Source organism: Parasedimentitalea psychrophila (genome assembly GCF_030285785.1).
Classification (GTDB): domain Bacteria; phylum Pseudomonadota; class Alphaproteobacteria; order Rhodobacterales; family Rhodobacteraceae; genus Parasedimentitalea; species Parasedimentitalea psychrophila.
The window spans coordinates 2643168-2669163 of the sequence record NZ_CP127247.1; the positions used below are offsets into that span (position 1 = coordinate 2643168).

Annotated in this window: 25 protein-coding genes and 1 pseudogene; 17 read left to right on the forward strand and 9 right to left on the reverse strand. The window is 59.7% G+C overall.

All coding sequences use genetic code 11. The features are described from left to right. Positions 1 to 38 precede the first annotated feature (38 nt). Positions 39 to 2231, reverse strand: coding sequence for a chemotaxis protein CheA (locus QPJ95_RS12885; RefSeq protein WP_270917843.1), 2193 nt, complete (start codon positions 2229 to 2231; stop codon positions 39 to 41). Positions 2232 to 2377: 146 nt separating this feature from the next. Between QPJ95_RS12885 and QPJ95_RS12890 the strand changes: the two genes are divergently transcribed. Further along, entirely contained in the window at positions 2378 to 3040 is a 663-nt protein-coding gene (locus QPJ95_RS12890; protein WP_270917842.1) for a thiamine diphosphokinase, read from the forward strand. On the opposite strand, the gene QPJ95_RS12895 is transcribed toward QPJ95_RS12890, so the two are convergent. From QPJ95_RS12895 to QPJ95_RS12905, 3 genes are all read right to left on the reverse strand, one after another. Next, on the reverse strand, positions 2979 to 3938 hold the full coding sequence (locus QPJ95_RS12895; protein WP_270917841.1) for a DMT family transporter: 960 nt from the start codon (positions 3936 to 3938) through the stop codon (positions 2979 to 2981). The genes QPJ95_RS12890 and QPJ95_RS12895 overlap by 62 nt on opposite strands. A gap of 61 nt (positions 3939 to 3999) precedes the next feature. Next, positions 4000 to 5373, reverse strand: coding sequence for an L-serine ammonia-lyase (locus QPJ95_RS12900; protein ID WP_270917840.1), 1374 nt, complete (start codon positions 5371 to 5373; stop codon positions 4000 to 4002). Next, positions 5373 to 6080, reverse strand: coding sequence for a glutathione S-transferase family protein (locus QPJ95_RS12905; protein ID WP_270917839.1), 708 nt, complete (start codon positions 6078 to 6080; stop codon positions 5373 to 5375). The genes QPJ95_RS12900 and QPJ95_RS12905 overlap by 1 nt, the downstream gene beginning before the upstream one ends. 313 nt (positions 6081 to 6393) lie before the next feature. Between QPJ95_RS12905 and rpiA the strand changes: the two genes are divergently transcribed. The 7 genes from rpiA (at position 6394) to QPJ95_RS12940 (ending at position 13327) form a co-directional block, all read left to right on the forward strand. Then, positions 6394 to 7182 carry a ribose-5-phosphate isomerase RpiA gene (rpiA, locus tag QPJ95_RS12910; protein ID WP_270918038.1) on the forward strand — a complete coding sequence of 263 codons (789 nt, stop codon included), beginning with the start codon at positions 6394 to 6396 and terminating at the stop codon, positions 7180 to 7182. Between the two features lie 12 nt (positions 7183 to 7194). Further along, positions 7195 to 8553, forward strand: a complete 1359-nt coding sequence (gor, locus tag QPJ95_RS12915; protein ID WP_270917838.1) for a glutathione-disulfide reductase — start codon at positions 7195 to 7197, stop codon at positions 8551 to 8553. Between the two features lie 67 nt (positions 8554 to 8620). Further along, positions 8621 to 9769, forward strand: a complete 1149-nt coding sequence (gene hflK, locus QPJ95_RS12920; RefSeq protein WP_270917837.1) for an FtsH protease activity modulator HflK — start codon at positions 8621 to 8623, stop codon at positions 9767 to 9769. Further along, positions 9769 to 10647: a protease modulator HflC gene (gene hflC, locus QPJ95_RS12925; protein WP_270917836.1), complete on the forward strand. Its 879-nt coding sequence runs from the start codon at positions 9769 to 9771 to the stop codon at positions 10645 to 10647. Before hflK ends, hflC begins: the two co-directional genes overlap by 1 nt. Next, complete coding sequence (locus QPJ95_RS12930) at positions 10647 to 10841, forward strand: DUF2065 domain-containing protein (RefSeq protein ID WP_270917835.1); 195 nt, start codon at positions 10647 to 10649, stop codon at positions 10839 to 10841. The genes hflC and QPJ95_RS12930 overlap by 1 nt, the downstream gene beginning before the upstream one ends. Before the next feature lie 245 nt (positions 10842 to 11086). Continuing rightward, positions 11087 to 12625 carry a Do family serine endopeptidase gene (locus tag QPJ95_RS12935; RefSeq protein WP_390922090.1) on the forward strand — a complete coding sequence of 513 codons (1539 nt, stop codon included), beginning with the start codon at positions 11087 to 11089 and terminating at the stop codon, positions 12623 to 12625. 450 nt (positions 12626 to 13075) lie between these two features. Further along, positions 13076 to 13327: a hypothetical protein gene (locus QPJ95_RS12940; RefSeq protein ID WP_270917834.1), complete on the forward strand. Its 252-nt coding sequence runs from the start codon at positions 13076 to 13078 to the stop codon at positions 13325 to 13327. A gap of 15 nt (positions 13328 to 13342) precedes the next feature. Here the strand turns inward: QPJ95_RS12940 and QPJ95_RS12945 are convergent, their stop codons facing one another. From QPJ95_RS12945 to QPJ95_RS12955, 3 genes are all read right to left on the reverse strand, one after another. After that, positions 13343 to 14011 (reverse strand): Crp/Fnr family transcriptional regulator, encoded by a 669-nt coding sequence (locus QPJ95_RS12945; RefSeq protein ID WP_270917833.1) that lies wholly within the window; start codon positions 14009 to 14011, stop codon positions 13343 to 13345. 71 nt (positions 14012 to 14082) lie between these two features. Then, positions 14083 to 14595 carry a peptidoglycan-binding domain-containing protein gene (locus QPJ95_RS12950; RefSeq protein WP_270917832.1) on the reverse strand — a complete coding sequence of 171 codons (513 nt, stop codon included), beginning with the start codon at positions 14593 to 14595 and terminating at the stop codon, positions 14083 to 14085. Positions 14596 to 14641: 46 nt separating this feature from the next. Then, positions 14642 to 15046 (reverse strand): OB-fold nucleic acid binding domain-containing protein, encoded by a 405-nt coding sequence (locus tag QPJ95_RS12955; RefSeq protein ID WP_270917831.1) that lies wholly within the window; start codon positions 15044 to 15046, stop codon positions 14642 to 14644. Between the two features lie 174 nt (positions 15047 to 15220). Between QPJ95_RS12955 and QPJ95_RS12960 the strand changes: the two genes are divergently transcribed. The 3 genes and pseudogenes from QPJ95_RS12960 to QPJ95_RS12970 all read left to right on the forward strand — a co-directional run bounded on the left by QPJ95_RS12960 (position 15221) and on the right by QPJ95_RS12970 (position 17722). Then, entirely contained in the window at positions 15221 to 15544 is a 324-nt protein-coding gene (locus tag QPJ95_RS12960) for a 2Fe-2S iron-sulfur cluster-binding protein (RefSeq protein ID WP_270917830.1), read from the forward strand. Beyond that, positions 15544 to 16347, forward strand: a complete 804-nt coding sequence (locus QPJ95_RS12965; protein WP_270917829.1) for a VCBS repeat-containing protein — start codon at positions 15544 to 15546, stop codon at positions 16345 to 16347. The genes QPJ95_RS12960 and QPJ95_RS12965 overlap by 1 nt, the downstream gene beginning before the upstream one ends. A 539-nt stretch (positions 16348 to 16886) precedes the next feature. Next, positions 16887 to 17722 (forward strand): annotated as a pseudogene (locus QPJ95_RS12970) (IS5 family transposase). Between the two features lie 669 nt (positions 17723 to 18391). On the opposite strand, the gene purD reads toward QPJ95_RS12970, so the two are convergent. After that, the gene (purD, locus tag QPJ95_RS12975) at positions 18392 to 19657 is read right to left on the reverse strand and encodes a phosphoribosylamine--glycine ligase (protein WP_270919928.1); all 1266 of its coding nucleotides are present in this window, start codon (positions 19655 to 19657) and stop codon (positions 18392 to 18394) included. Positions 19658 to 19731: 74 nt separating this feature from the next. Here purD and QPJ95_RS12980 point away from each other — a divergent pair, with 74 nt between their 5' ends. Continuing rightward, entirely contained in the window at positions 19732 to 20343 is a 612-nt protein-coding gene (locus QPJ95_RS12980; RefSeq protein ID WP_270919929.1) for a glycine-rich domain-containing protein, read from the forward strand. A gap of 78 nt (positions 20344 to 20421) precedes the next feature. Further along, entirely contained in the window at positions 20422 to 21855 is a 1434-nt protein-coding gene (gene xseA / locus QPJ95_RS12985) for an exodeoxyribonuclease VII large subunit (RefSeq protein WP_270919930.1), read from the forward strand. 53 nt (positions 21856 to 21908) lie between these two features. On the opposite strand, the gene QPJ95_RS12990 is transcribed toward xseA, so the two are convergent. Further along, positions 21909 to 22298 (reverse strand): hypothetical protein, encoded by a 390-nt coding sequence (locus tag QPJ95_RS12990; protein WP_270919931.1) that lies wholly within the window; start codon positions 22296 to 22298, stop codon positions 21909 to 21911. Between the two features lie 145 nt (positions 22299 to 22443). On the opposite strand from QPJ95_RS12990, the gene QPJ95_RS12995 reads away from it, so the two are divergent. From QPJ95_RS12995 to QPJ95_RS13010, 4 genes are all read left to right on the forward strand, one after another. Then, positions 22444 to 23094, forward strand: a complete 651-nt coding sequence (locus QPJ95_RS12995; protein ID WP_270919932.1) for a lysoplasmalogenase — start codon at positions 22444 to 22446, stop codon at positions 23092 to 23094. A 62-nt stretch (positions 23095 to 23156) separates the two neighbouring features. Continuing rightward, positions 23157 to 24227, forward strand: a complete 1071-nt coding sequence (ftsY, locus tag QPJ95_RS13000) for a signal recognition particle-docking protein FtsY (RefSeq protein ID WP_270919933.1) — start codon at positions 23157 to 23159, stop codon at positions 24225 to 24227. Positions 24228 to 24312: 85 nt separating this feature from the next. Continuing rightward, positions 24313 to 25215 carry a DMT family transporter gene (locus QPJ95_RS13005; protein WP_270919934.1) on the forward strand — a complete coding sequence of 301 codons (903 nt, stop codon included), beginning with the start codon at positions 24313 to 24315 and terminating at the stop codon, positions 25213 to 25215. A 49-nt stretch (positions 25216 to 25264) separates the two neighbouring features. Beyond that, positions 25265 to 25882: an inner membrane-spanning protein YciB gene (locus QPJ95_RS13010; protein WP_270919935.1), complete on the forward strand. Its 618-nt coding sequence runs from the start codon at positions 25265 to 25267 to the stop codon at positions 25880 to 25882. Positions 25883 to 25996: the final 114 nt, after the last annotated feature.

Here is a 25996-nt window from a genome sequence, read left to right on the forward strand (position 1 = left end):
TCGAAAGACCTGCCTTTTTGCGGTGATGGGGGTAGGGGTTAACTTGCGGCGCGCTGACCTGGGCGAAACCCGATCTGACCCGAGGCAGTGAACTGGCCATTGTGGGTTTTTTCGATCTTGCCTTCGCGCAGCAACAGACCAAAAGATCGCAATCCGTCTTCGCGGTTGAACTCGGCACTGTCCAGCAGTTTGACTTTGTTCATCAACTGCGGCCGTGAGAAGTGATCGCGACCTTCGATAAAGCTCATATATGACGCGGCGGCCTCAAGCAGTTCGTTCAGTTCCACCGCACCGCTTTCCACTGCATATTCGGCAAAGCCGCCCTTGCGGCCCTTATCGGCGAATTCAGCCTCATCGGCCTGTGCCGAGGCAATCCGGCGTGGCCGCACGGGACCCCTTTTTTGCTTTGGCGCCTCATCAATGCGCTGTTCGGCCACCAGCTTCAGGGGGGCCGGACGCTGCACCGTTTCCGGGCGCCGCGATACAGTCTTGGCGGCAGCAGGGCGGCGTGGGCGCACCACGCTGGCCAGATCCTCACGGTATTCGTCATCGCGAAGCTCCGATCCAGCGCTACCGCCGGCCGCCCGTTCCGCCTGAGCTGAAGCCATGGCGGCGCGCAGGTGACCATAGGTCTCGCGAGAGGAGGCGGCGGCAGGATCTTCCAGCTTTTCATCGGCAGCGGCCATCAGGCGCGACACATCGCGGTCCGGGGTCTCTGCCGCTGTCCGTGTCACTGCCGCAGGTGCGGCCTCGGTCTCAAGTTCGATCTCGGTCTCAGCGGCCTCTGGTGCTTGCGGGTCTTCGGTCTTATCCGTCGCCAGCAACTCCGCCTCGACCGCCGCAAGTTCGCGCAACAGGTCGGCCTCGTCAGCGTCTGACAGCGAGGAATCAAGCCCCGCCTGAGGCTCGTCCTCTTCAATCTCTTCCAGAGCACCGGAGGCAACGGCACGTTCGATGTCAGCCCGTTTCACCCGAACGATTCGGGCGCGTCTGGCTGGCGTGGGGGGCGCGGATTCGGGTTCGGAGGTTGAAATCTCCGCTTGCTTGGCCACTTGGGCCAGAATGTTCGCCTCCTGGTCCCGAATGTCAGCCTCACCCGTGCCGGATGGGTCTTCCAACCCGTCAAAGAGGCTGCTGTCATCCGCAAGTGGTTCGACCGGTTCGGAGATGGCTTCATCCCCGGCTTCGACCTCAGCTTCGACCTCGATCTCTTCTGTCACCTCTGGTTCTGTGAGAGTCTCAACCTCAACCTCAACTTCGGCCTCAACCTCAACCTCAACCTCAACCTCGGCCTCAACTTCGGCTTCAGCTTCGGGCTCAGCCGCGGCTTCACTTTCCGCCTCACCCTCTGGCTGGTCGGCAACCGACCCGGTCAGTCGCTGATCAATGCGCTCCAGCGCCTCGGCAATTTCGACCTGTTCCTGATTGTCCTCATCCTCGACAAGCTGGGCCTCTTCATCGACGCGCATGGCGGCGGCAATATCCACGGCGGATTCGGTGATGAAAATCTCGGCGTGCTCGTCTTCCGAGAACTCTTCTTCACGGGGCGCCTGAGCCACCACGGCACGGATGCGCTGAAGCTTTGCAGCAATGCTGTCTGCCGCAGGGATGGTGTCGTCGCCGATCTCGGTCCGGGGGGCGTCCACTTCGGTGGCAACGAGATCCTCAACAGGCGGCAATTCAGCCGTTTCGGGCGCTGCAACTGCGGCGGCAATGGCCGCCAGATCCACCGGCGCCTCGATGACGGCCGCAGCCGTTGCCGTGACCGGAGCTGTTTCAATCGGGGTCTGCGGCGCTACGTCCACGACCTCGGATTTTGCCACTTCGGCAATTGGTTCAACAACGGGCTGTTCAACAACGGGCTGTTCAACAACGGGCTGTTCAACAACGGGCTGCGCGGCGGTTTCGGTGGCTGTTGCAGGTGGCGCAACCGGAGCGGGGATCACAGCTGCGTCGGGGACTGGCGCCGGGGTTGGTCCGGTGGCGCGCAGATGCACCGCACCGTCACTGGTGCGGGCTTCGACCTGACGGGCAATGTCGCGCTGGGCAATGCGCGTCAGCATCTCGGCATCCGGCTGCGGCGGCTCGGCGCCAAAATACCGGTCATCCGATGCCAGGTCGCGGAAATACTCGGCAATCGCCTTCATGGTATCGAAGGAATCTTCGAATCCTTCCAACGTGCAGGAGAACGTTCCATAAGAAACGGTTAAAACTTTGTTATTTTGTACCATAGGAATCTTGTCCTCGCCAAAGCTATTGCCGTTTACATAATGGGCGCAGAGCGTCAAATTCTGTCCGAATCCGTGCAATTGATCGTATCTTTTTGTGACCAGATTATGGCTTGTTTCGAAAACTGCAGAAATACCGGGGTGGAGCGATGATTGTTGAACGAAACGAACCGGTAACGCTGGTGGGCGGTGGCACAGTTGCGCCGGGGGATTTGGCCTATGCGTTGTCTCTGGCGCCCTTTCTGGTTGCTGCCGATAGTGGTGCCGACCGGGCCTTTGCGGCCGGCTATCAGCCGCAGCTGGTGATCGGCGATCTGGATTCCCTATCGAATGTAGTGCGCAACCAGTTGGCGCCAAATATGATTTTTGAAATTGCCGAGCAGGACAGCACCGATTTCCACAAGGCTCTGCGCCATATCAAGGCGCCTGTGGTGGTGGCGGTTGGGTTTCTGGGCGCGCGGGTGGACCATCAGCTGGCCGCCTTCAATACCCTGGTTCAGGCCCTGGCTAGCCCCTGCATACTGCTGGGTGAGCACGAAGTGATTTTTCATGTGCCGCGCCAGATCAGCCTGCCGACCCTCGCCGGTGACATCGTGTCCCTGTTTCCCATGGGCGCTGTCAGCGGTGGCTCGACCGGGCTGAAATGGCCGCTAGAGGGGGTGCAGATGTCGCCGATGGGGCTGATCGGCACCTCGAATGAGGCATTGGGCCCGGTCTGCCTGAGCCCGGATGGGCCCGGGCTGCTGGGCCTTATACCGCGGCACCATCTGCCGCAGCTGATGCCGCTGATTTCGCGGGCCCGGTCCTGGTAACCTGCAGTTGCCGGGCGGCACTCTGTTCGCGCAGGATAACATAGAGTCCGGCAGCAATGGTCACCGCAATCCCGACTGAGGCCAGGGTGTTGGGCAATTGGTCAAAGATCAGCCAGCCCAGCAGGGTTGCCACCGGGATTTCAAGATATTGCATAGAGGCCAGCGTTGAGGCCGGCGCATAGCGCAGGCTCCAGGTCATCAGCAGATGGGTGACGGTGCCCAAAACGCCGATAGCCATCAGCAAAAGCCAATCCTGGCTGTCCGGGGTCAGCAGCGTTAACGGCGCGATCTCCAGCTGTGTCCCGATCAGCAGCAGCGGCGCCAGCAACAGGCAGGCCATCAGGCCCGACACCGCCTGAAGGCCAATCGGGTCGGTCTTTTTGGCGATCTGGCGGGTCACCAACATGAAGAAGGCAAAGATCACCGCCATCAGCAGGGGCCACAGGGCGGGCCAGCCGACCTGGATGAAACTGGGCTGGATCACCAGCAGAGTGCCGCCAAAGCCAACAATGCAGGCCCCCAGACGGCGCAGTCCAATCTCTTCGCCAAGCACGTATTTGCCCAGCAACAGCATAAGGAATGGCATCACAAAAGCGATTGCAACAGCATCCGCCAGCGGCAGGTATTTCAGCGCGGTGAACATGGCGCCGATGCCGCTGATATGCAGCAGCGTGCGCAGAAAGGTCAACTGCAACACCCGGCCCCGCATGCGCCATTGGCGGCGGGTGGCCCAGATCAATGGGGCCAGCAGCAAGAACTGCACCGCAAAGCGGACAAACAGCAATTCGCCCAGCGGAATGGTGCCGCCCAGCAGCTTGGCCACCGCGTCGCCCATGGGGGCAACGATACAAAACCCCAGCATCAACAGGATACCAAGAGTGGGATGATCTTTTGCCATTCCTAAACGCTAGCCTAGATTTTCAGAATTGCAAGCCATGGTTGAGGCTGGCGGTGTGAATTCAACAATTGGGGACATTAACCGCCAATCCACCCAGCGATGTTTCCTTGTATTTCTGATGCATGTCCTCGCCGGTCTGGCGCATGGTTTCGATCACCGCGTCCAGCGGAACAAGGTGCTGCCCGTCACCGCGCAGGGCCAGAGATGCGGCTGACACCGCTTTGATCGTGCCCAGCCCGTTGCGTTCGATGCAGGGCACCTGCACCAAGCCCTTGACCGGGTCGCAGGTCATGCCCAAATGGTGCTCCAGGGCAATTTCAGCGGCGTTTTCGACCTGTTCAGGGCTGCCGCCCATGACCGCACAGAGACCAGCCGCGGCCATGGCCGCAGCTGAGCCGACTTCGGCCTGACAGCCAGCCTCGGCGCCGGATATCGAGGCGTTGTATTTCACCAACCCGCCGATCGCCGCTGCCGTCAGCAGGAAATCCTCGACATGGCTGGGCGCGGCTCCGGGCACGTGGTCTAGATAATAGCGCAGGGTGGCCGGCAGCACCCCGGCGGCGCCATTGGTGGGGGCGGTGACCACCTGCCCACCGGCGGCGTTTTCCTCGTTCACCGCCATCGCATAGACGATCATCCAGTCGTTGATGGTATGGGGTGCGGTCAGGTTCATGCCGCGTTCGGCCAGCAAGGCATCATGAATGCCCTTGGCGCGGCGGCGCACGTTGAGGCCGCCGGGCAGGATGCCATCGCGCACCAGCCCGCGTTCGATGCAATCATTCATCACCTGCCAGAGCCGCGCGGTGCCCTTGGCCAGGCTTTGCGCGCAACCCCGCGACACCTCATTGGCGCGTTTCATGCCGGCAATGGTCTTGCCGCTGGATTTTGCCATCTGCAGCATCTCGACGGCAGATTTGAATGGGAAGGGAACCGGAGCCCCTTCGTCGGTGTCCTTGCCGCTCGCCAGCTCTTCCTCGGTCAGCACAAAGCCACCGCCGACGGAATAATAGACCTGCTGCAGCGACACATCGCCCTGCGCATCGGTGGCCATCAGTATCATGCCATTGGCATGGCCGGGCAGCGTATGATCATAGTCAAAGACCATATCAGTGTCCGGATCAAAACGCAGATCCCCCAGCCCCTCGGGCTGCACCAGCTTCTGGGCCCGGATCGCCGTCAGCGCCGCCTCGGCCTTGGCATCGTCATAGGTCTCGGGCAGAAAACCGGCCAGCCCCAGAATGGTGGCGCGGTCGGTGGCATGGCCGGCGCCGGTAAAGGCCAGCGAGCCATGCAGCGAGGCTCTGACCCCGTGGAATTCAAACGGCGAGGCGCGCATCAGGTCGAGAAAACGCGCGGCCGCCACCATTGGCCCCATGGTATGTGACGACGATGGGCCGATGCCGACTTTGAACATGTCAAAAACAGAGAGGAACATTATGTGGGGGACCCTTCGGGAGGTTTGGCTAGAAACGGGCTGGTGAACGGGGTCGCCCCAAGGCCTTCGGCACAACGGGCGGCTGAAACGGAGGCGCGCAGCTCAAGCTTGGTGCAGATGGCCTGCAGGTTCGGATACTGCGCCAGCACCATCCAGCTGCGGTCGCTCCCCTGCGGATAAAGCGCCATCCAGCGCAGCTGACAGGCCAGGTAAAGATCCAGAACCGACGGCTCATCACCGCCAAGCCAGCTGGGTCTTTGCGCGGCGGCAGCGTCAATATGGCTCAGGTGGCTGTGCAGGCGCTGACGCTGGACGCGGCGCAACTGATGCTGCTGTGTCAGGTCGGTGCCAATATAGTGCTCTGGGTAAAACAGAATGCGCAGGTCCGCATGCAGGGTGTTCGAGGTGAAGAACAGCCATTTCAGAAACCCCGCCCGCTGGTCACTGTCCACAGCTGGCGCCAATGCGCCATGGCGGTCGGAGAGCCACAGCAGAATGGCCGCCGTTTCAAACATCGGCCCGTCCGGGGTTTCCAGCACCGGAATCAGCCCGCTGGGATTGAGCGCCCGGTAGGCGGCACTGCGCTGCGCCTGCGCCTGCCTGTCGACAAGCACAGTCTCATAGTCTTGTCCCAGTTCTTCCAATGCCAGCCGGATCACCAGCGAGGCATTGTCGGGGGCGTAGTGTAGGCGATAGCGCTTTATCATGGCGCTAGTCCTAAACCAGGGGCCGGTAAACCCGATGTCCAATTGCGTCGTTTCCCATCGGAAACACGAAATTTGCGCCGCCTGTCGGATGCCTCGGCAGCCGTCGAGGGCCTGATTGGCGGCGCGGCCTGTCTGACCGCGACATTGAGTATTTGTACAAAGATGAAGGTCTGGGGGAGTGTTTCATCTTTTTGTAAATACTCAATTGCAACCTGGCCAAAATCGAGACCAGAGTCAGGGGCGTGAATTGTTCCTCGCAACCTTGGCGCGCTTTGCCTATAACCCGGTGAAACATCCCTACGGAGTCACTGCCATGACCGGAGAACTGTCCCCCATCGACAAGGCCAAATTTGTGGCCGCCAAACGGGCCGCCGATTTTGTCGAAGATGGTATGCGCGTTGGACTGGGCACCGGATCAACCGCCGCCTGGCTGGTGCGCTGTCTGGGGGAAATGGTGCGCGATGAAGGGCTGAAGTTCAAAGGTGTCCCCACCTCGACCCGCACCGCCGAGTTGGCGCGCGAAGTTGGCATTGAGGTGATCTCGCTGGATGAGGCCAGGTGGCTGGACCTGACCATTGACGGGGCCGACGAATTCGACGGTGATCTGAACCTGATCAAGGGTGGCGGCGGTGCGTTGTTGCAGGAAAAGATTGTTGCGACGGCAAGCGATCAAATGGTGGTGATCACCGACATCAGTAAAGAGGTCGGAACACTGGGGGCCTTTCCACTGCCCGTCGAGGTGATCCCGTTCGGCTGGCAGACCACCCATGCTTTGATCGAGGAAACCCTTATTTCCATGGATGTCATGGGGCGGTCCGCCACCCTGCGCATGAACGGTGACCGGCCCTTTATCACCGACGAGGGCAACCATATTCTGGATCTGCATCTGCAGCGTATTGGCAATCCGCGCCAGCTGGCCCTGGTGATGAACCAAATGCCGGGGGTGGTTGAAAACGGCTTGTTCATTGATATCTGTGACACCGTCGTGATCGGCTATGGCGATGGCAAGGTCGAGGTGCGCGACATCAATGAAGGCACAGTGACACATGACCGGTTGGATTTTGTCGAAAGCGACAACCTGTTCACCGACCTGACGGACTAAGGAAAGACGACCATGGGTTTTGATTATGATCTTTTTGTCATCGGCGGCGGCTCGGGCGGCGTGCGGGCGGCGCGGGTGGCGGCGGGGGAGACCGGTGCCAAGGTGGCGCTGGCCGAAGAGGACCGTTACGGCGGCACCTGTGTGATCCGCGGCTGTGTGCCCAAGAAGCTGATGGTGTTTGCAAGCGAATACGCCAGCATGGTCGAAGATGCGCAGGCCTATGGCTGGGACATCAAACCCGGCGCGTTCAACTGGGATCATTTTCGCGGTAAGATGCACGCCGAGCTGGACCGGCTGGAAGGCATCTATCGCAACATCCTGAAAAACAACGGCGTGGAGACATTCGACGCCCGTGCCAAGCTGGTGGATGCCCATACTGTGGAGCTGTCCGACGGCACCCGTAAAACCGCCAAGCACATCCTGATCGCCACCGGCGGTCATCCGGTGAAACCCGACATTCCCGGTGCCGAACTGGCGATCACCTCAAATGAGATTTTTCATCTGGAGAAGCTGCCCAAGACGATGCTGATTGTTGGCGGTGGCTATATTGCCAGTGAATTTGCCGGCATCATGAACGGCCTGGGCGTCAACACCACGCAGTTCTATCGGGGCGCGCAGATCCTGCGGGGCTTTGACGACGAGGCGCGCGGGCTGGTCTGTGAAGAGATGTGCCAGGCGGGCATCGACGTGCATCTGGGCACCAATGTGCTGGAGATGCGCCGTGAGGGCGATCAGGTCTGGGTCAAGGCGACCAACGGTGAGGAGCGGTTGTTTGATCAGGTGATGTTTGCCACCGGTCGGACGCCCAATGCAGATGATCTGGGGCTCGAGGCGCTGGGCATCGCACGGGGCCGCAAAGGTGAGATCGTGGTGGATGACTACAGCCAGACTGCGGTGCCATCGGTCTATGCCATTGGCGATGTGACCGACCGGGTGAACCTTACTCCGGTGGCGATCCGCGAGGGCATGGCCTTTGTTGAGACCGTGTTCAAGGGCAACCCCACCAAGCCGGATCACGCGCTGATCCCTACGGCCATCTTTACCCAGCCGGAAATGGGCACCGTGGGGCTGAGCGAGGAAGAGGCGGCCGAGCAGGAGCCGATCGAAGTCTACTCGACCAGCTTCAAGCCGATGCAACAGGCCTTTGCGGGACGCGCCCAACGTGTTTTGATGAAACTGGTGGTCAGCAAGGCCAGCCGCAAGGTTCTGGGCTGTCACATCGTCGCACCGGGCGCCGGTGAGATGATCCAGCTGGCGGGCATCGCGGTCAAGATGGGCGCGACTAAGGAAGATTTCGACCGGACAGTGGCGGTTCACCCGACCATGTCCGAAGAACTGGTAACACTGAAAACACCTGTGCGCAGCGCTTGAATTTCGGCGTTTAGACCACAGGTTAGCACAAATGCCGCAACTCGCGGCGAGATAGGGATAGGATAATATGTCGGGCAACAGTGGTGGTCCCTGGGGGGGCGGAGGCTCTTCCGGTGGCGGAGGCAACAAGGGCAACGGCGACAACAACAACGGTGGCGGTAAACGTCCCGGTGATGACGGTCCGCAGATCCCTGAGATCGACGAGCTGGTGAAAAAAGGCCAGGAACAGTTGCGGGTGCTGATGGGCGGACGTGGCGGCGGTGGTCAGGGCGGCGGCAATCGCGGCTCTGGCGCTTCGGGCCCCTTGTTCACCAAAGGCACCGTCGGGCTGGGCCTGCTTGGCGCTGCGGTTCTGTGGGGCATGGCCAGCTTTTACACGGTCAAACCCGAAGAACAGTCGGTTGAACTGTTTCTGGGCAAATATTCTGCCACCGGCGAGCCGGGCCTGAACTTTGCCCCATGGCCACTGGTCACCGCCGAGGTGATCCCGGTCAAGGTGGAACAGACCGAGACAATCGGGGCGGGCTCGCGCGGCAATGATGCCGGGCTAATGCTGACCGGTGATGAGAACATCATCGACATTGATTTCCAGGTGGTCTGGAACATCAACGATCCGGCCAAATTTCTGTTCAATTTGCGCGATCCACAGCAGTCCATTCAGGCGGTGTCTGAATCGGCGATGCGTGAAATCATCGCCCAGTCGGAACTGGCACCGATCCTCAACCGGGACCGGGGTATTATTTCGGACAGTCTGCAAGAGCTGATCCAGTCAACGCTGGACAGCTATAACAGTGGCGTCAACATCATCCGGGTCAACTTTGACGGTGCCGATCCGCCAGAGCCCGTCAAAGATGCCTTCCGCGCCGTGCAATCGGCAGGTCAGGAACGTGACCGGCTGGAAAAGCAGGCTGATGCCTATGCCAACCAGATCTTGGCTGGCGCTCGTGGTTCATCTGCCCAGACGCTGGAAGAGGCCGAAGGCTATCGTGCCCAGGTGGTGAACGAAGCTGAAGGTGAAGCAAGCCGTTTCACTGCGGTTTTGGAGGAATACCTCAAGGCACCAGAAGTGACGCGCAAGCGCCTGTATCTGGAAACCATGGAAGTGGTTCTGAGCCGGGTCGACAAGGTCATCCTGGATGACACTGCTGGTGGTAACGGTCAGGGTGTCGTGCCCTATCTGCCGCTGAACGAATTACGCCGGACGGAGGGCAACTAATGCGGAAAACTACATTTCTCTTGCCCCTGCTGGTGCTTGCCATCGTGGCGGGCCTGTCGGCAGTGTTCATCGTGGACGAGCGTGAAAAGGCGCTGGTGCTGCAATTTGGTCGGGTTGTTGCGGTCAAGGAAGAGCCCGGATTGGCGTTCAAGATCCCGCTGATCCAGGAGGTCGTGACCTATGACGACCGCATCCTGAGCCGCGAAGTTGGCCCATTGGAGATTACTCCGCTGGATGATCGCCGCCTGGTGGTTGACGCCTTTGCCCGCTACCGCATCGCCAATATCCGTCAGTTCCGCCAAGCGGTGGGTGCCGGTGGCATCGCCGTGGCTGAAAACCGGCTCGATTCGATCCTGCGGGCGGAAATCCGTGAGGTTCTGGGTTCGGTCAGCTCCAATGACATCCTGTCATCCGACCGGGCGGCGCTGATGCTGCGCATTCGCAACGGTGCCATTCTTCAGGCCCGCTCTCTGGGACTTGAGGTGATCGACGTGCGGTTGAAACGCACCGATCTGCCACAGGCCAACCTGGAAGCGACATTCGCCCGGATGCGCGCCGAGCGGGAACGTGAAGCCGCAGACGAGATCGCCCGTGGTAAGGAAGCCGCGCAGCGGGTTCGCGCCCAAGCCGACCGTACTCAGGTCGAACTGGTGTCTGAGGCCGAGCGTGAAGCCGAGATCATCCGTGGTCAGGCCGATGCCCGACGCAACGCGATCTTTGCCGAAGCTTACGGTAAGGATATCGCGTTCTTTGAGTTCTACCGGACACTGGCCGCCTATCGCGCGTCGATGCTGGAGGGCAATTCCTCGATGGTGCTGTCACCCGATTCAGAGTTCTTCAACTATCTGAAGTCCTCGACTGGGCCCGCAGCCAACTGATGGCGATGATCTTTCTGGCCCTTGGGCTGGTGTTTATAGTAGAGGGGCTGGCCTATGTGCTGGCCCCTTCTCTTGTTGAACGACTGTTGCAGATGATGCGGCAGTTGGGCCTGAATGAGCGGCGTCAGATTGGCGCCATGGCGATGGGTCTGGGGTTGGTCCTGCTGTGGATTGCACATCTTTTGGGCGCGTAGGCCGGCCCTTGGCGGCTGCACTGTAATCTGGGGCAGTCGATGGGCGGATTTTAGCGCATCCAGTGGCCGGATTGCGCGGCTTTGACTGTAACCTCGCTCACTTCAAATTGAATATGTGCAACATTTATTGCGGCAAGCGCGGAAGTGACTACATTGTCTTTCAGGCCTCCCAGGGACCAGGCCGGGGACCAGACCAGAGACCAGGTTTTGGACCCGCCGTTTGGTTCAAAAGGAGGAGCGCAACAATGATAAGGAGTAGATCCGTGCAGGCTCAGGCAAAAGCAGTTTCAATCAGCCAAGACCGACCGGCCAATGGCCGTCGGCTGATGTGGCTGACGTTGGTGACCACCATGTTGATTTTGGCCCAGGCAATGGTGGCCCAGGCACGCCCTGAAAGCCTTGCGCCGCTGGCTCAGAAAATCAGCCCGTCCGTGGTCAATATTACCACCACAACGGTTATCGAGGGCCGGACCGGACCACAGGGCATCGTGCCCGAAGGATCTCCGTTTGAGGATTTCTTTCGCGAGTTTCAGGACCGCAATGGCGACGGCAACGACAACGGCAATGGCAATGGCGAAAGCCGCAGACCGCGCCGCTCGTCGGCGCTGGGATCGGGATTTGTGATCTCTGAGGACGGCTATATCGTCACCAACAACCATGTGATCGCCGGTGCCGATGAAATCGAGATTGAGTTCTTCCCCGGCGCTGGGCAGCCCAAGGAATTGCTGCCGGCCAGATTGATCGGCACCGATGAGAAGACCGATATTGCGCTGCTCAAGGTCGACGCGGAAATCCCGCTGTCCTTTGTGACTTTTGGCGACAGTGACACCGCGCTGGTTGGCGACTGGGTTGTGGCGATGGGCAATCCACTGGGGCAGGGGTTCTCGGTGTCCGCCGGGATCGTGTCGGCCCGCAATCGTGAACTCAGCGGCTCATACGATGATTACATCCAGACCGATGCGGCGATCAACCGGGGCAACTCGGGCGGGCCGCTGTTCAATATGGACGGTGACGTTGTCGGCGTGAACACCGCGATCCTGTCGCCCAATGGGGGCTCGATTGGGATTGGCTTTTCAATGGCGTCGAATGTGGTCAGCAAGGTTGTCGACCAGCTAAAAGAATTTGGTGAAACCCGCCGGGGCTGGCTGGGCGTTCGCATTCAGGATGTGGATGACGATCTGGCCGAGGCCATTGGTCTGGCCAATGCCGCCGGGGCGCTGGTCACAGATGTGCCCGAGGGCCCGTCCAAAGAGGCCGGCCTGTTGGCGGGTGACGTGATCCTGACTTTTGACGGTGTCGAAGTGAAGGATACCCGCGCGCTGGTGAGGCAGGTTGGCGCCACCGAAGTCGGCAAGGCTGTACGGGTTGTGGTGCACCGGGATGGCGGCACTGAAACCCTGTTGGTCACCCTGGGGCGGCGCGAAGACGCCGAACGCAATGCCGGCACCGCCCCTGTTGACGATGACGCAATGCCTGAAGTCGCCGAGAAGGAGTTGCTGGGGCTGACAATCGGCATGCTGACCGAGGAGATGCGCGGCGAGCTGAATGCGCCTGAAGGCACCGATGGTGTGGTTATCTTGTCGGTAGACGAAAGCTCGGAGGCCTGGGAAAAAGGTCTGCGTGGAGGTGACATCATCACCGAAGCCGGTCAGCAGAAAGTCATGGTGATTGCTGATTTTGAAGACCGCATCGCCGAGGCCAGAGAAGCCGGGCGCAAGTCGCTGTTGCTGCTGGTACGCCGCAATGGACAACCCCGGTTTGTTGCGCTGAACCTGGGCAAGTAACCGCGTCACAGGGTTAGATTTTAAAGGCCGGGCATAACGCCTGGCCTTTTTTCGTCTTACGGGGCAGGGGAAATTTTAGGGGAAATACAGAAAAAGAGCCATGTGCGAGGGGCACATGGCTCTAATTGGGAGGGACGAGGCAACGGGATGGAACAGGCGTGCCCCGCCTTGGTGTGACTGTGCATTGATATTGCGTTGCGGTCTGTGACCCAGTTCACAGGAGTTTGAAAAAAGGAAAAATAATCGAGGTCGCCATAGCGCTGGGGCAATTTCATCAATGGCCTTGATTGGACGGGGTCGTCCATATATCAATTTTGAATTTTTTATTATGAAGCCGTGAATTTGACCAAAGAGAATTTGACCGCAGAAATTATTTTTTGACCGTTTTCAAACACGCCGCGATGCTTGCGGCAACTCAAAAAGCGCCCCGGACGGAAGCGGGGAGGGGCAATGGTGGAGAAAATGGACAGCTGGTCCGAATGGTATAACAATCCACTGGGATACGTTCGCAATGATACTGGAACCGTCGTCAAATACTGGATCAGGCAGGAGGCCGAGGCCGTGTTTAGTTCTGTAGGGGGCGTTAATATTCTTGAGAGTTTCCGCCTGGATCGAGAGCAAAAGACCGTTAGCGAAGCTCTGCCGGAAGGTCTGCCAAAAGCCTGGTTCTGGGGCTGGGTGTTACAACGATCCGCCGTTTGATGGTGCTGGGCGCGGTCAGATCAGTTCGGGTTCAGCCAAGCCGCCCAGGGCGGCGCGATCCAGGATAACCACGCCACCGCGAGAGATCTCGATGACGCCGGCGCGTTTCCACGCCGCCAGGGTTTTGGACACTGCCTCGCGGGTGGCTCCGATGAACTCGGCGAGGTCCGATTGCGACAGCGCCAATCTGCTGCTTCCGGTTTCAGAGGTCAGGTGCAACAGCTTGCGGGCCAGCCGCACCGGCATCGCCAGAAAGACCTGTTCGTTGTACTGATTGCCCATCCAGCGCATGCGCTGACCGGCCAGCCGCAACAGATCGCCTGCCAGTTCAGGGTGGCGCAGAATCTGCGACAGCACATCCCGGTTGCGCAGTCGCAGAACCCGGCTGGGCTCCAATGCGGTGGCGGTGGCGGTGCGATCACCGGGGTCAAACAGGGCAATTTCACCAAACACCGCACCGGGTCGCATGATGTCGAGGGACAGTTTGCGCCCGGCTGCCGACAGGATCGAAAACTCCAGTGCCCCGTCAGTGATGGCAAACAGCGCATCTCCCGGATCGCCCTGCTCAAACAGTACTTCGCCGGACTTTAGCCGGACCTCACTGGCCTGGCTTTCCAACATCTGCCTCAGCTCGGCAGAAATGCCCGACAGGAAACCGGTTTGAGGCAGGTGATCGGCTGGCATTGGAGGTCTCCATTCCATATGCGGCGCCATGTCTGCGCCGGCAGTGATGTTTTACAGTGGTTGAGGGGTGATCAGCCTGCAATGGCAACAAGTCCCAATTGGCGGGCCGCTGCAAGCGACAACAGGTTGCTGTTCAGCCCCTGGGGCTTTTGATAGCGGCGCACTGCGGCCCGGGTGGCCCGGTCCATCTGGCCATGGATGGCGCCGTGATACAGCTTACGGGCGGTCAGTGCGCGTTGCACCGAGGCGATGAGCGCAGGTGTCAGATCGGCGGCGCAGAGGATTTGGTACCAGCTTTCGCGACGCGGGCGGACAATATCCTGCCGGGTTTCGGTTTTGAACACCGCCGGCCGGATCACGCTGCCATCTGCCAGCAGCTCGGCCGGTTGCAGCATCACCTGATGGGTGACTGTTTCAATGATCGCCGGCCTGGTCTGCTTGCCCCAGCAACTGTCCGGCGCCGCCCCCGGAGGGGCGTTCAGGCCGCCCCGGGTGACGGTTGCGGTATTGGCGTCTGGCGGGGCGCAGGCGCTTAGGCTGGCCAGCAGGATGGCCGCCACAAAAAAGGGTCGGATCGGGGTCATGCTCGAAGGCCTCTGGTGGCTGCTCAGCCGGGCGGTTTGGCGCAGACTAGCCCAGATCCGGCAGCGGCGCAAAGGCGTCGTTACCCTGGCGTCCCTGTTCGGTTAGCAGCAGGTCCAGCATCGGCGAGATGTCCTCGATCTGTTCGGCGATCACATGGGTCACGGAATGCGCTCGTTGCAGCCGGCCGGTCACCCGCAGCAATCGTCCGGCGATCACCGCGCGCCGAAATGCTTCGTATATTTTGCGCCAGACGATGATGTTGATGATGCCGGTTTCGTCCTCAAGCGTCAGGAAAATCACCCCCTTGGCGGTGCCGGGACGCTGACGCAGGATCACCAGCCCGGCAACCGTGATACGGGCGTTTTCCGGCGGCTCGGCCAGGCGGGCGGCAATCAGGCAGCCGGGCGGGCGGGGCCAGTTGGGGGGGCGATATGACGGAGGCTGCGGCATAGGGATGGATCTGACGTTGCTGGACACCCTGTGGTGGTGGACTTGGCAAGAACAAATACAGAACGGAATAGTAAATGTCCAGCCGATCCCCTGCTGCGTCGCAAATGGCTCTGGCGCTGTCAGGGGGGCTTGGATACACAGTCAGGCAAGTACCGAGAAAGGGAATACCGAAACATGGCCAAGATTACCTATGTCGAGCACAACGGCACTGAGCATGTCGTGGACGTCGCCAGCGGGCTGACCGTCATGGAAGGCGCGCGTGACAACAATATTCCGGGCATCGAGGGCGACTGTGGTGGTGCCTGCGCCTGTTCAACCTGTCACGTCTATGTTGCGCCTGACTGGGTCGAGAAAATCCCGGCCAAGGACGACATGGAAGAGGACATGCTGGACTTTGCCTATGAGCCGGACCCAGCCCGTTCACGTCTGACCTGTCAGATCAAGGTGTCCGATGCCTTGGATGGCCTGGTTGTACAGATGCCGGAAAAACAGATCTGATGTTTATCCCGGGTGAGGTGGCGCGGCGTCTTTTGCCCCGCCCCTGGCCCGGTCCTACCCGCCACGCGCTGCGGCTTTTGCGCCTGTGGCTTGGCGGGCTGGTGCTGATGGCTGCCAGCATGGCCCAGGCGACACCGCCGGATGTGATCGTCTCGGCCCGATTTATTGAGCCCACCACACGCTATGATCACGCTATTCTGGGCGATGATGTGGAGTGGGGCGCGTTAGAGCTGCTGGTTGACGCCTGTTCTGGCTGTGATGGTAGCGTGGCGTACCGATTGATCATCCGGCTGCCGGAAACCCATGTCTTTGAAGATCTGGAACCGCGTATCATTGAGGGCGATGACGGCCCGACGCTGGTGATGGTGGTTGAGAGCAGCCTGACCCAAGGCGCCCGGCTGTCGCTGTATGACGAGCGTGGGCTATATGCGGCGACACCGTTCATTGGCCGCCCACATCGCTGGCTGGCGCCGATCGGATCCGCTGATCTGGATGGCGACGGCTGGCCCGAGGTGGCTTATATCGACCGTCCACATCTGGCCAAGACGTTGCGGATCTGGAGCCTGCGGGATGGGGAGTTGGTGGAAGTGGCCAGCAAGACCGGGCTGACCAATCACCGGATTGGCGAGGATTTCATTACCTCGGGTATTCGCGATTGTGGCGATGGGCCGGAGGTGGTGACGGTGGATAGTGGCTGGTCACGGATTGTGGCGTCGACACTGGGCGCCGGGGAGATCAGTAGCCGGGATATTGGGGCGTTTGAGGGGCGGGGAAGTATGGATCGGGCGTTGGACTGTCGGTAGATCTTTAGGGGAAGGCTATTGGCCCTTAGCTAATACGTTGTCCCAATTTCTATACGAGTGGCCTCAGTATTTTTGAAAATATTAGAAAGAACCTCATATGTCCAAGGTGAATAAGTACTTAAGAAGGCTACTTGTTTCGGTTTCTTTGTTGGGGCTATCCGCTGCATAACTCTACGCCAATTTTTCGACAGGAAGCAACCTAGTCAAAATATTTGTGTTGGCCATGGTCCTATTTGCTTTTCTAATATTGGTGTTTAGGATCTTATTTCCTATTTGCGGCGGATGGGCTTTGCGGAATATTATAGACGACAGGGATAAAGATATTTTTGAAAAGGTCGCAGTATTAAGGTGGTTGTTGTCATGACTGACATTCCCAAGTGGACTGCAGGAGCCTATCATAATCCTAAATGAAATACACTGAAGGCGGGAAGCCTCAGCTTGCGTTTATTCCAATCGGCCGATACCTAGGCTCAGGAGCCATTAATCTGCTTGAGGCTATCTGTTCTGCATGATTCAAGGCCCCAAATTACGGGGGTTTTATGAGTAATCTTTTCTGGCTGAGCGAAGATCAGATGGCTCGGCTTCGGCCCTATTTTCCGAAGAGTCATGGCGTGCCACGGGTCGATGATTGTCGAGTGTTAAGTGGTATTATTTTCATCAATCGCAATGGGTTGCGTTGGTGTGATGCGCCCAAGGAGTATGGTCCACACAAGACGCTCTACAACCGCTGGAAACGGTGGAGCGACATGGGGGTGTTCGCGCGGATTATGATGGGGCTGGCAGCCGAGGTTCCTGACAACAAGACGATCTCAATTGACGCAACTTACCTCAAGGCACATCGCACGGCCTCCAGCCTGCGGGTAAAAAAAGGGGGCGTGGACGTCTGATCCCCTGCCCGGCAGGGCATTGCGCATCAATGTCCCGAGAGGGGACGTACCAAGGGCGGTATGAACACGAAGTTGCATGCCGTGCCCCCTCTCATGGTTTGCAGGCAAACCACTGCCGGGCAGTGGACGCGATTGGGCGGCCGATCCAGTTCTTCCTGACCGCCGGTCAGGTTAGCGATTACACTGGGGCAAGAGCTCTGGTGAATAGTCTGCCAGCGGCCGACTGGCTATTGGGAGATCGCGGATATGACGCGGATTGGTTCCGAGAGGCCCTTGTAGATATGGGAATAACGCCCTGCATCCCTGGACGAAAGTCGCGAGACAAAACCATCAAGTACGACAAGCGTCGTTACAAAAGACGTAACCGGATTGAGATCATGTTTGGTCGCCTGAAAGACTGGCGGCGCGTGGCTACCCGTTATGACCGATGCCCGAAGGTCTTCCTGTCCGCCATCGCTCTCGCAGCAACCGTGATCTTCTGGTTATGAGTCCTGAGCCTAGGGCGAATTCTAATATGATTGGTTCCAAGAAGTGACCCTCAAAATTCAAAAACTCTGGTTTTGGCTGTGGGGCTGGACGTGGAGTGAAGTTCCCTTGCCGTCAGGTATAGTCGTTGGGCTGATGAAGAATAAGAGGGCAGAGCTGAAGGCCATCTACCTGCGGCAAGATCCATCGGTCTACACGATGATTTCGTGGGCGGACGTAAGGCGGTCAATGTGGATTGCACTATCGCATGGAATATGGCCAATTATTTGCAAATTCTACAGTAGTGAAAAACAATCGAAGCTACCGGTTGATTGCTTTTATGACGCTAATTGCAACGTGATCTATTATTCGTTAGACGGTGCGATATTTTCTTTCCCATTCAACGATGTGCCTGAGATTGACAGGCTCATAACTGAATTCCCCAAACCTATAGTCTGAAGCGGTGTTTTGCGTCCCGCCGCGCAGCGGCGCTGGGCCCAACGGGAGGCGGCATCGCAAGATGCCAGCTGACGGGCGGGAGTGTTCGGGGAGCGGGTAACCCATGGGTTACCGGGGTATGCATGTTCATGAGACCTGCCTGAGAAACACGGTTCCGAGCAGATAATCACACCCAGCTTGCCAGCTGGTAAAGTCACCGCCCGCCAGATGGGGCAGGCGGCAACGCTTTACACTTACTTCAGCGCGCGCCAACCGATGTCGCGACGCATAAAGCCGCCGGGCCAGATGATGGCATCCGCTGCCGCATAGGCGCGGTCGCGGGCCTCTTGCAGGGTTTCACCACGGGCGGTGACGTTCAGCACCCGCCCACCGGTGGCCAGTATCTTGCCGTCCAGAGCCTTGGTGCCAGCGTGGAACACCATATTGCTGGCATCCTCGGGCAGCGCGTCCAGGCCTTTGATCTCGGTGCCTTTTTCATAAGCGCCGGGATAGCCATTGGCGGCCATGACCACGGTGATGGCGTGATCATCGGCCCAGTTGACCTGCGCGCGGTCCAACCGGCCCTCGGCGGCGGCGTGCATCAGGTCCAGCGCCTGCGCGCCGAGACGCATCATCAGCACCTGACATTCCGGGTCACCAAAGCGCACGTTGTATTCCACCAGACGCGGCTGGCCGTCCTTGATCATCAGACCGGCATAGAGAATGCCCTGATAGGGCGCGCCACGACGGGCCATTTCCAACATCGTTGGCTTGACGATTTCTTCCATGGCGCGGGCCTCAACCTCGGCCGTTAGCACCGGAGCCGGGGAGTAAGCCCCCATGCCGCCGGTGTTTGGGCCGCTGTCGCCCTCGCCAACCCGCTTGTGATCCTGCGCGGATCCCATCGACAGCACCTCGGTGCCATCAACCAGCACAAACAACGAGGCCTCTTCGCCCTCCATGAACTCCTCGATCACCACCTCGGCGCCGGCCGCGCCAAAGGCACCGCCAAACATGTCGTCGATGGCCTCCAGCGCGGTGGCCTCGTCAAACGCCATGATCACGCCCTTGCCGGCCGCCAGACCATCGGCCTTGACCACAATCGGCGCGCCCTGCTGGCGGATGTAATCCTTGGCGGCCTCAGCATCAGTGAAATGGCCATAGCCTGCGGTGGGCGCATCCACGGCGGCGCAGACTTCCTTGGTAAAGGCTTTGGAGGCCTCTAGCTTGGCCGCAGCCTCGGAGGGGCCGAACACCAGCAGGCCGGCATCGCGCAGCCGGTCGGACACGCCAGCGGCCAGCGGCGCCTCGGGGCCGACAATGACAAAGTCGATGGCGTTTTCTTCGGCAAAACTGACCACCGCGCCACCATTGTTGATGTCCAGATCGGCGCAGCTGGCGATCTGCGCGATACCGGCATTGCCCGGCGCGACGATCAGCTTGTCACATTTGGGGTTCTGCATCACTGCCCAGGCCAGCGCATGTTCGCGCCCACCGCCGCCGAGGATAAGGATATTCATCGTGCTCTCCCAATGCTAAGCTTTGCGCGCGGTCTAGAGGCTGACGGCGAAACAGGCAAGAGTGGCATTATTTTATGACGCATTTGAGCAGGCCCGAATTATGGGCAAAGATTGAGGCATATGAGTTCCCGAATTTTGCGGGCGGGCTGTCGTTCAGGGATTTGGTCCGGAAAGAAACGAAATTTTCTGCCAGTAAGATCGAGCAGGCCATTCTGGAGTACCGGCGATTTGCCTATTTGTCGCAGGTCAGTGACGTGTCCGTTGTGCCGTCCTCAGAAGTGGATGCCATATGGCACGTGCATTTGACGTTGACGCGGGATTATTGGCAGCGGTTCTGTGACGGGGTGTTGGGGCAAAAGCTGCATCACACGCCCGAGAGCGGAGCGGTTCAGAGCAACAATGGATATTCCAAGACCCTGGATTTGTATGAGCTGGAATTTGGCGAACCAACCCCACGTAACATATGGCCGAGAAAGCGGCAGGATGTTTCGGGACTGGTCTGGTTCGCGGGTGCGGTTGTTTCCCTGATGATATCTTGGGCGACCCGTGACCCGATTTTCTTTTTTCTAGCCTTGGTACTTGGGGCCATGTTTGTATTGGCCATACTGCCTTCACAAGGGCTGTCCAAAGGAGCGGAGTGTAGCGGGGGGACTTGCCATAGCTGTTCCAGTTGCGGCGGCGACTGAATTTTCCGGGATTGGCCTTGCCCCGGCCTGCCTCTATGCTGCGCGACAGACCAAGCCTAACCCCAGGAAAACAGCCCAGTGTCAGATCTGTTTGATGACCCAACCCCGGGTCAGAACACCCCCGAATTCACCGTCTCGGAACTGTCCGGCGAGGTAAAGCGCACGCTCGAGGGCACCTTTGGCCGCATCCGGGTGCGCGGCGAGGTGGGCCGGGTGTTCACGGCACGCTCGGGCCATCTGTATTATGACGTCAAAGATGACCGCTCGGTGCTGGCCTGCACCACCTGGAAAGGTCAGGTGTCAAAACTGGCCGTGGTGCCCGAGGAAGGCCTGGAGGTCATTGTCACCGGACGGCTCACCGCCTTTGGCGCCCAGTCGAAATACAACATGAACGTCGAAGAAGTCTCGGTGGCGGGGCAGGGCGCGCTGATGGCGCTGCTGGAGAAACGCAAGAAGCAGCTCGAATCTGAGGGCCTGTTTGCCGCCGAGCGCAAACAGCCACTGCCCTATCTGCCACGCTTCATCGGCGTGGTGACCTCGCCCTCGGGGGCGGTGATCCGCGACATCCTGCACCGGTTGCGCGATCGGTTCCCGCGCAAGGTGCTGGTCTGGCCGGTGGCGGTGCAGGGCAAAAACTGTGCGGCTGAGGTCGCCAACGCCATCAATGGCTTCAACGCATTCACCCCCGGCGGTGCGCTGCCGCGCCCGGATCTGATCATCGTCGCCCGTGGCGGCGGCTCGGTCGAGGATCTCTGGGGCTTCAACGAGGAAATTGTCGCCCGTGCGGTGGCGGCCTCACAAATTCCGCTGATTTCAGCCGTCGGCCACGAAACCGACACCACCCTGATCGACTTTGTCTCCGATCAACGCGCCCCAACCCCCACCGCAGCGGCGGAACTGGCAGTGCCGGTGCGGCTGGAGCTGCTGGCCTGGACCGGCGAACAGGGGGCGCGGATGACTCATGCCACCGGTCAATCGGTGCAGCAACGCAAACAACGGCTCAAGGATCTGTCGCGGGCCCTGCCCAAACCCGAACGGCTGCTGGACGAGCCGCGCCAAAAGCTGGATATCCTGTCCGATAAATTGCCCAACGCGCTGATCCGGGGGGTGCAGAACCGCCGGGTTCTGCTGAGCCAAACATCGGCCGGCCTGCGGCCAAAAACACTGGAAAATCACGTTGCTCGCCGTCGCAGCGAAATGGAAAAAACCGCTGCCAAACTGTCTCTTTTGCCTTTGAAACGCGAAGTGTCATCGCAAATGGACAAGCTCAAGTCTCTCAGCCAACGGCTCAGACAGGCGCAGGGTATTCGGTGGGATCGCTTGCGACAAAACCTTGACAGCAGCAGCCGCCAGTTGGAAATCCTCAGCTACCGGGCGACGCTCCAGCGCGGCTATGCGGTGGTGCGCAGCGAAGGGCAATTGATTACCAATACACTCGATGCGCAGGCGGCAGTGGCGCTGGAAATCGAATTTTCCGACGGCAAAGTCCAGTTTGGGGGGGGCGCGGATTAAGCACCGCCGTCCGGTTTCTTTTTGCCGAAAATACTCAAATCCCGGAGGTTGCCTCAGACACCGACGTCTGGGCCATAGCACAGCATCTCTTCATCCAGATCCTCGACCTCATACAGTTCGGTGGCCTCCGGGTTGCTCTCGAACCTGGCCACCAATCCCTGTTGTTCCAGTGAAAAGCGCCAGCATTGGGGATCACTGCGATGCTGGTAGATAAAGCAGATCTGGCCGGCGTCTTCGTACCAGTGCCCTTCCTCGCAGCGCCCGTCCAGAAAAGACCACAACACCCGGCGGCCTGGCAAATACCGCTCAACCCCATAGGTGCTGCCATCAATGCCATAATACAGGGTGCGCCCCAGAGTGTAGCGGTCAAACGCTTCGCCTGTCATCGCTTCACCGGCGCTCAGCGCGGCGGGCAACAGAGGCAACAGGACCAGGGGAATCATCAAACAGGCACGCATGGGGCAACTGTGCCAGATTAACCGGCATCGGGCTATGGGCATGGCAAGGTTGCAGGGGGGTGTAGCGTCACCTTTGACCCGCGCCGGTTGACAGGGCAGGCTACGACGCAAAACCGCAAGGAGACGCCCGGTGGCATTGGAAAACATCTTATTGGCAGCCGCATTGCTCTGTGCGGTGGCCTTTCTTTGGCAGGTTCGCCTAGCCCAGTCGGCTCTGCGCAGCGCAACCAAAACCGCGGCGGTGGCGCTGCTGGCACTGGCCGCAAGCCAAAGCGCAGCGCCGCCGCTGCTGATCCTGGCGCTACTGGCCTGCGCGGTCGGAGATTTCTGCCTGTCGCGCGACGGAGAGGGCTATTTCATGGCTGGCATCGGCGCCTTCGCGCTGGGGCATCTGGGCTATATCGCTCTGTTTCTGGGCCAGGCTGACAGCGCCTGGGCCCGCCTGACAGAGGCGCCGCAACTGGCACTGATGCTGGCAATGATTTGTATCGGTTTTGTGATGGCCTGGCTGCTGGCGCCCCGCGCAGGCGCACTAAAGGGGCCAGTGCTGTGTTACATTCCGATTATTCTGGGCATGGGCGTGGCAGCGCTCAGCTTGCCAGCACAGGGCGCCTTGATCTGGCTACTGCCGGCAGCCCTGAGCTTCATTCTGTCGGATCTGCTGCTGGCCAGCGAGATTTTCCTGCTGCCCAAGAATCACCCGGCGCTGCGGGTCACGCCCTATATTGTCTGGGTGACCTATTGGGGCGCCCAGCTTGGGTTTTTTGTCGCATTTGCCTGAGGCGCTTTGCATGTGCCTGCAATCCGCATTAAGTGGGAACGAAACCCTTTGCGGAGACCATGATGGCGTTTTTCTCCAAATTAAAAGACCGGCTGTTCAAATCCTCATCGAAACTGGACCAGGGGCTGGACGCAATTGTCGACGAGACGGGTGCCGTTGCCGCTGCAAGCCCGGCGACTGGCCCGGCCGTTCAGACTGCACCAGAAACCCCGTCCCAGCCCGCCTCCCAGACCACCTCCCAGTCTGCTTCTCCGGGCGTGTTAGGCCGTCTGCTGGGGCGCCAGGCGGACGAACCCCGCCGGGTGTTGGACGACGACATGCTGGAACAGCTCGAAGAGCTGCTGATCGCGTCCGATATGGGGGTGGACACCGCGCTGCGGGTCACTGCCAATATGGCCGAGGGACGCTTTGGCAAACGGTTGTCTACGGTTGAGATCAAACAGCTGCTGGCGGCAGAAATCGCCCGCATTATGGAAAACGTCGCCAAACCGATGCCGATCTATTCCAATCGGCCGCAGGTGGTGCTGGTGGTTGGCGTCAATGGATCCGGCAAAACCACCACCATCGGAAAATTGGCCAGCCAGTTCAAGGCGGCCGGAAAATCGGTGGTGATCGCCGCCGGTGACACCTTTCGCGCCGCCGCGGTGGAACAGCTGCAGGTCTGGGGCGACCGGGCCGGGGTGCCGGTGCTCACCGCCCCCGAGGGATCAGACCCGGCCTCGCTGGTGTTTGATGCGCTGACCAAAGCCCAGGCAGACGGCGCCGACCTGCTGATGATCGACACGGCCGGCCGGTTGCAGAACCGCGCCGATCTGATGGAGGAACTGGCCAAGATCGTCCGGGTGATCCGCAAGGTCGATTCCACCGCGCCGCATAACACTCTGCTGGTGCTGGATGCCACCACCGGCCAGAATGCGCTGAACCAGGTCGAAGTGTTCCAGAAGATCTCGGATGTGTCGGGTCTGGTGATGACCAAACTGGACGGCACCGCCCGGGGCGGTGTGCTGGTGGCGCTGGCCGACAAATTCGGCCTGCCCATCCACGCGATTGGTGTTGGCGAACAGATCGACGATCTGGCCCCTTTTGATCCGCAGGAGTTTGCCGCAGCCCTTACCGGGGTGGATCTTTCCTAAACCCTTTCTTCTTGTTGAAAATACCTTCCGGGGGTCCGGGGGTGGAAAACCCCCGGCGCGACCGGCCTGACGTAAGGCGAATAGCATGAGCGACTGGCTTATTTCTCTGGAAGGCACCGAAGCAGGTCACCAAGCGGCGCTGATTTTGGCGCTGATGGCGGCGGTGCTGCATGCGATATTTGGCGCCTTGCAAAAAGGCCGCCATGATCCCTGGCTGTCGCGCGGCGCCATCGATTTCTCCTATGGCCTGATGGCGGCTCCGTTTGCGCTACTGGTGGTGCCCTGGCCAGAGCCGCATATGTGGGTGATCTTTGCCGCGGTCTGGGTCATTCACACTCTATACAAAATCCTGCAGGCGCTGGCCTATACCAAGGGGTCCTACACCGTGGTCTATCCGGTGGTGCGCGGCACCGGGCCGCTGTTTACGGTGATTGGTGCCTATTTCCTGTTCGGCGAAAGCTTTAGCCTGATCCAGTGGTCCGGGGTACTGGTGCTGCTGGCGGGCATATTTGGTCTTGCGGCTTATAACCTGCGCTATCTGGAAACCAACCGCGATACCCTGGTGATTGCCCTTGTGCTGGCCGGGATCACCGGGCTGTTTGTGGCGCTCTACACCACCTATGACGCCTATGGCATCCGCGCCACGGCGGATCCATTCACCTTTCTGGCCTGGTTTTTCATGATCGACGGGGTGGCGATGCCTCTCTATGCCGCTCTGCGCTACCGCGCGATGAGTAACTCTCCGACAATGGGCCCACTGATGCTGCGCGGCTTCTTTGGCGGCGTGGTGGCGGTTTTGTCTTTCGGATCGATCATGCTGGCGACCCGGCTGGATAAGGTCGGCGAGGCGGCAGTGCTGCGCGAGACCTCAACGGTGTTTGCGGCGCTGATCGGTTGGCTGGTGCTGAAAGAGACCGTCGGCCCGCGGCGCATTGCCTTGATGGCTTTGATCGCGCTGGGCGCCGTGATAGTGGAGATGGGCGGATAAGGCGGCGCTTGCACGGCGCGTCCGGAAAGATGCAACAAAAGGACAGGCAATGGCCAAGACCAAGATCAACCCGATGCTGAAGATGGCGCTGGAAATGGGCCCCATCGTGGCGTTCTTTATCGGCTACCTGAAACTGAAAGACATTAGTTTTCTGATTGCGGGCACAGAGTACCAGGGGTTTATCATTGTGACCGCGGCTTTCATCCCATTGATGGTGCTGTCCTCGGCCATTCTGTGGAAGTTGACCGGCCACCTGTCGAAGATGCAGATTGTGACGCTGGTGCTGGTCATTGTCATGGGCAGCCTGTCTGTCTGGCTCAATGACGACCGCTTTTTCAAGATGAAGCCGACGATGATCTACCTGCTGTTTGGCGGCGTGCTGGGCTTTGGCCTGCTGCGTGGCAAAAGCTATCTGAAGGTAGTGATGGAGGAGGTGCTGCCGATGCGCCAGGAGGGCTGGATGATCCTGACCAAACGGCTGTGCTTCTTCTTTCTGGGGCTGGCGCTGCTGAACGAGGCCATCTGGCGGAGTCAGAGCACCGAAAACTGGGTCTATTTCAAGACCTTCGGGCTGACGGCGGGCGTTTTCATTTTCTTCATCTCGCAAAGTGGCCTGTTCCAGAAATACGGCGAAGAGAGTAAAGACAGCCCGGACGCGGCTGAATAGGTAGACCAGCTGAATAGGTAGACCAATGGCTCCCGCGTCTTGGTCATCACATCACAGATGTGACACCAAGCCTTGGGCGTGGCAGCGCGCCGGGGGCGCGCTGCGGGCTGGTTG

Excerpts from the sequence above, each read along its gene's own strand:
- QPJ95_RS12885 (WP_270917843.1), bottom strand. The coding sequence starts at position 2,231 with ATGGTACAAAATAACAAAGTTTTAACCGTTTCTTATGGAACGTTCTCC.
- QPJ95_RS12890 (WP_270917842.1), top strand. The coding sequence starts at position 2,378 with ATGATTGTTGAACGAAACGAACCGGTAACGCTGGTGGGCGGTGGCACA.
- QPJ95_RS12895 (WP_270917841.1), bottom strand. The coding sequence starts at position 3,938 with ATGGCAAAAGATCATCCCACTCTTGGTATCCTGTTGATGCTGGGGTTT.
- QPJ95_RS12900 (WP_270917840.1), bottom strand. The coding sequence starts at position 5,373 with ATGTTCCTCTCTGTTTTTGACATGTTCAAAGTCGGCATCGGCCCATCG.
- QPJ95_RS12905 (WP_270917839.1), bottom strand. The coding sequence starts at position 6,080 with ATGATAAAGCGCTATCGCCTACACTACGCCCCCGACAATGCCTCGCTG.
- rpiA (WP_270918038.1), top strand. The coding sequence starts at position 6,394 with ATGACCGGAGAACTGTCCCCCATCGACAAGGCCAAATTTGTGGCCGCC.
- gor (WP_270917838.1), top strand. The coding sequence starts at position 7,195 with ATGGGTTTTGATTATGATCTTTTTGTCATCGGCGGCGGCTCGGGCGGC.
- hflK (WP_270917837.1), top strand. The coding sequence starts at position 8,621 with ATGTCGGGCAACAGTGGTGGTCCCTGGGGGGGCGGAGGCTCTTCCGGT.
- hflC (WP_270917836.1), top strand. The coding sequence starts at position 9,769 with ATGCGGAAAACTACATTTCTCTTGCCCCTGCTGGTGCTTGCCATCGTG.
- QPJ95_RS12930 (WP_270917835.1), top strand. The coding sequence starts at position 10,647 with ATGGCGATGATCTTTCTGGCCCTTGGGCTGGTGTTTATAGTAGAGGGG.
- QPJ95_RS12935 (WP_390922090.1), top strand. The coding sequence starts at position 11,087 with ATGATAAGGAGTAGATCCGTGCAGGCTCAGGCAAAAGCAGTTTCAATC.
- QPJ95_RS12940 (WP_270917834.1), top strand. The coding sequence starts at position 13,076 with ATGGTGGAGAAAATGGACAGCTGGTCCGAATGGTATAACAATCCACTG.
- QPJ95_RS12945 (WP_270917833.1), bottom strand. The coding sequence starts at position 14,011 with ATGCCAGCCGATCACCTGCCTCAAACCGGTTTCCTGTCGGGCATTTCT.
- QPJ95_RS12950 (WP_270917832.1), bottom strand. The coding sequence starts at position 14,595 with ATGACCCCGATCCGACCCTTTTTTGTGGCGGCCATCCTGCTGGCCAGC.
- QPJ95_RS12955 (WP_270917831.1), bottom strand. The coding sequence starts at position 15,046 with ATGCCGCAGCCTCCGTCATATCGCCCCCCCAACTGGCCCCGCCCGCCC.
- QPJ95_RS12960 (WP_270917830.1), top strand. The coding sequence starts at position 15,221 with ATGGCCAAGATTACCTATGTCGAGCACAACGGCACTGAGCATGTCGTG.
- QPJ95_RS12965 (WP_270917829.1), top strand. The coding sequence starts at position 15,544 with ATGTTTATCCCGGGTGAGGTGGCGCGGCGTCTTTTGCCCCGCCCCTGG.
- purD (WP_270919928.1), bottom strand. The coding sequence starts at position 19,657 with ATGAATATCCTTATCCTCGGCGGCGGTGGGCGCGAACATGCGCTGGCC.
- QPJ95_RS12980 (WP_270919929.1), top strand. The coding sequence starts at position 19,732 with ATGACGCATTTGAGCAGGCCCGAATTATGGGCAAAGATTGAGGCATAT.
- QPJ95_RS12990 (WP_270919931.1), bottom strand. The coding sequence starts at position 22,298 with ATGATTCCCCTGGTCCTGTTGCCTCTGTTGCCCGCCGCGCTGAGCGCC.
- ftsY (WP_270919933.1), top strand. The coding sequence starts at position 23,157 with ATGGCGTTTTTCTCCAAATTAAAAGACCGGCTGTTCAAATCCTCATCG.
- QPJ95_RS13005 (WP_270919934.1), top strand. The coding sequence starts at position 24,313 with ATGAGCGACTGGCTTATTTCTCTGGAAGGCACCGAAGCAGGTCACCAA.
- QPJ95_RS13010 (WP_270919935.1), top strand. The coding sequence starts at position 25,265 with ATGGCCAAGACCAAGATCAACCCGATGCTGAAGATGGCGCTGGAAATG.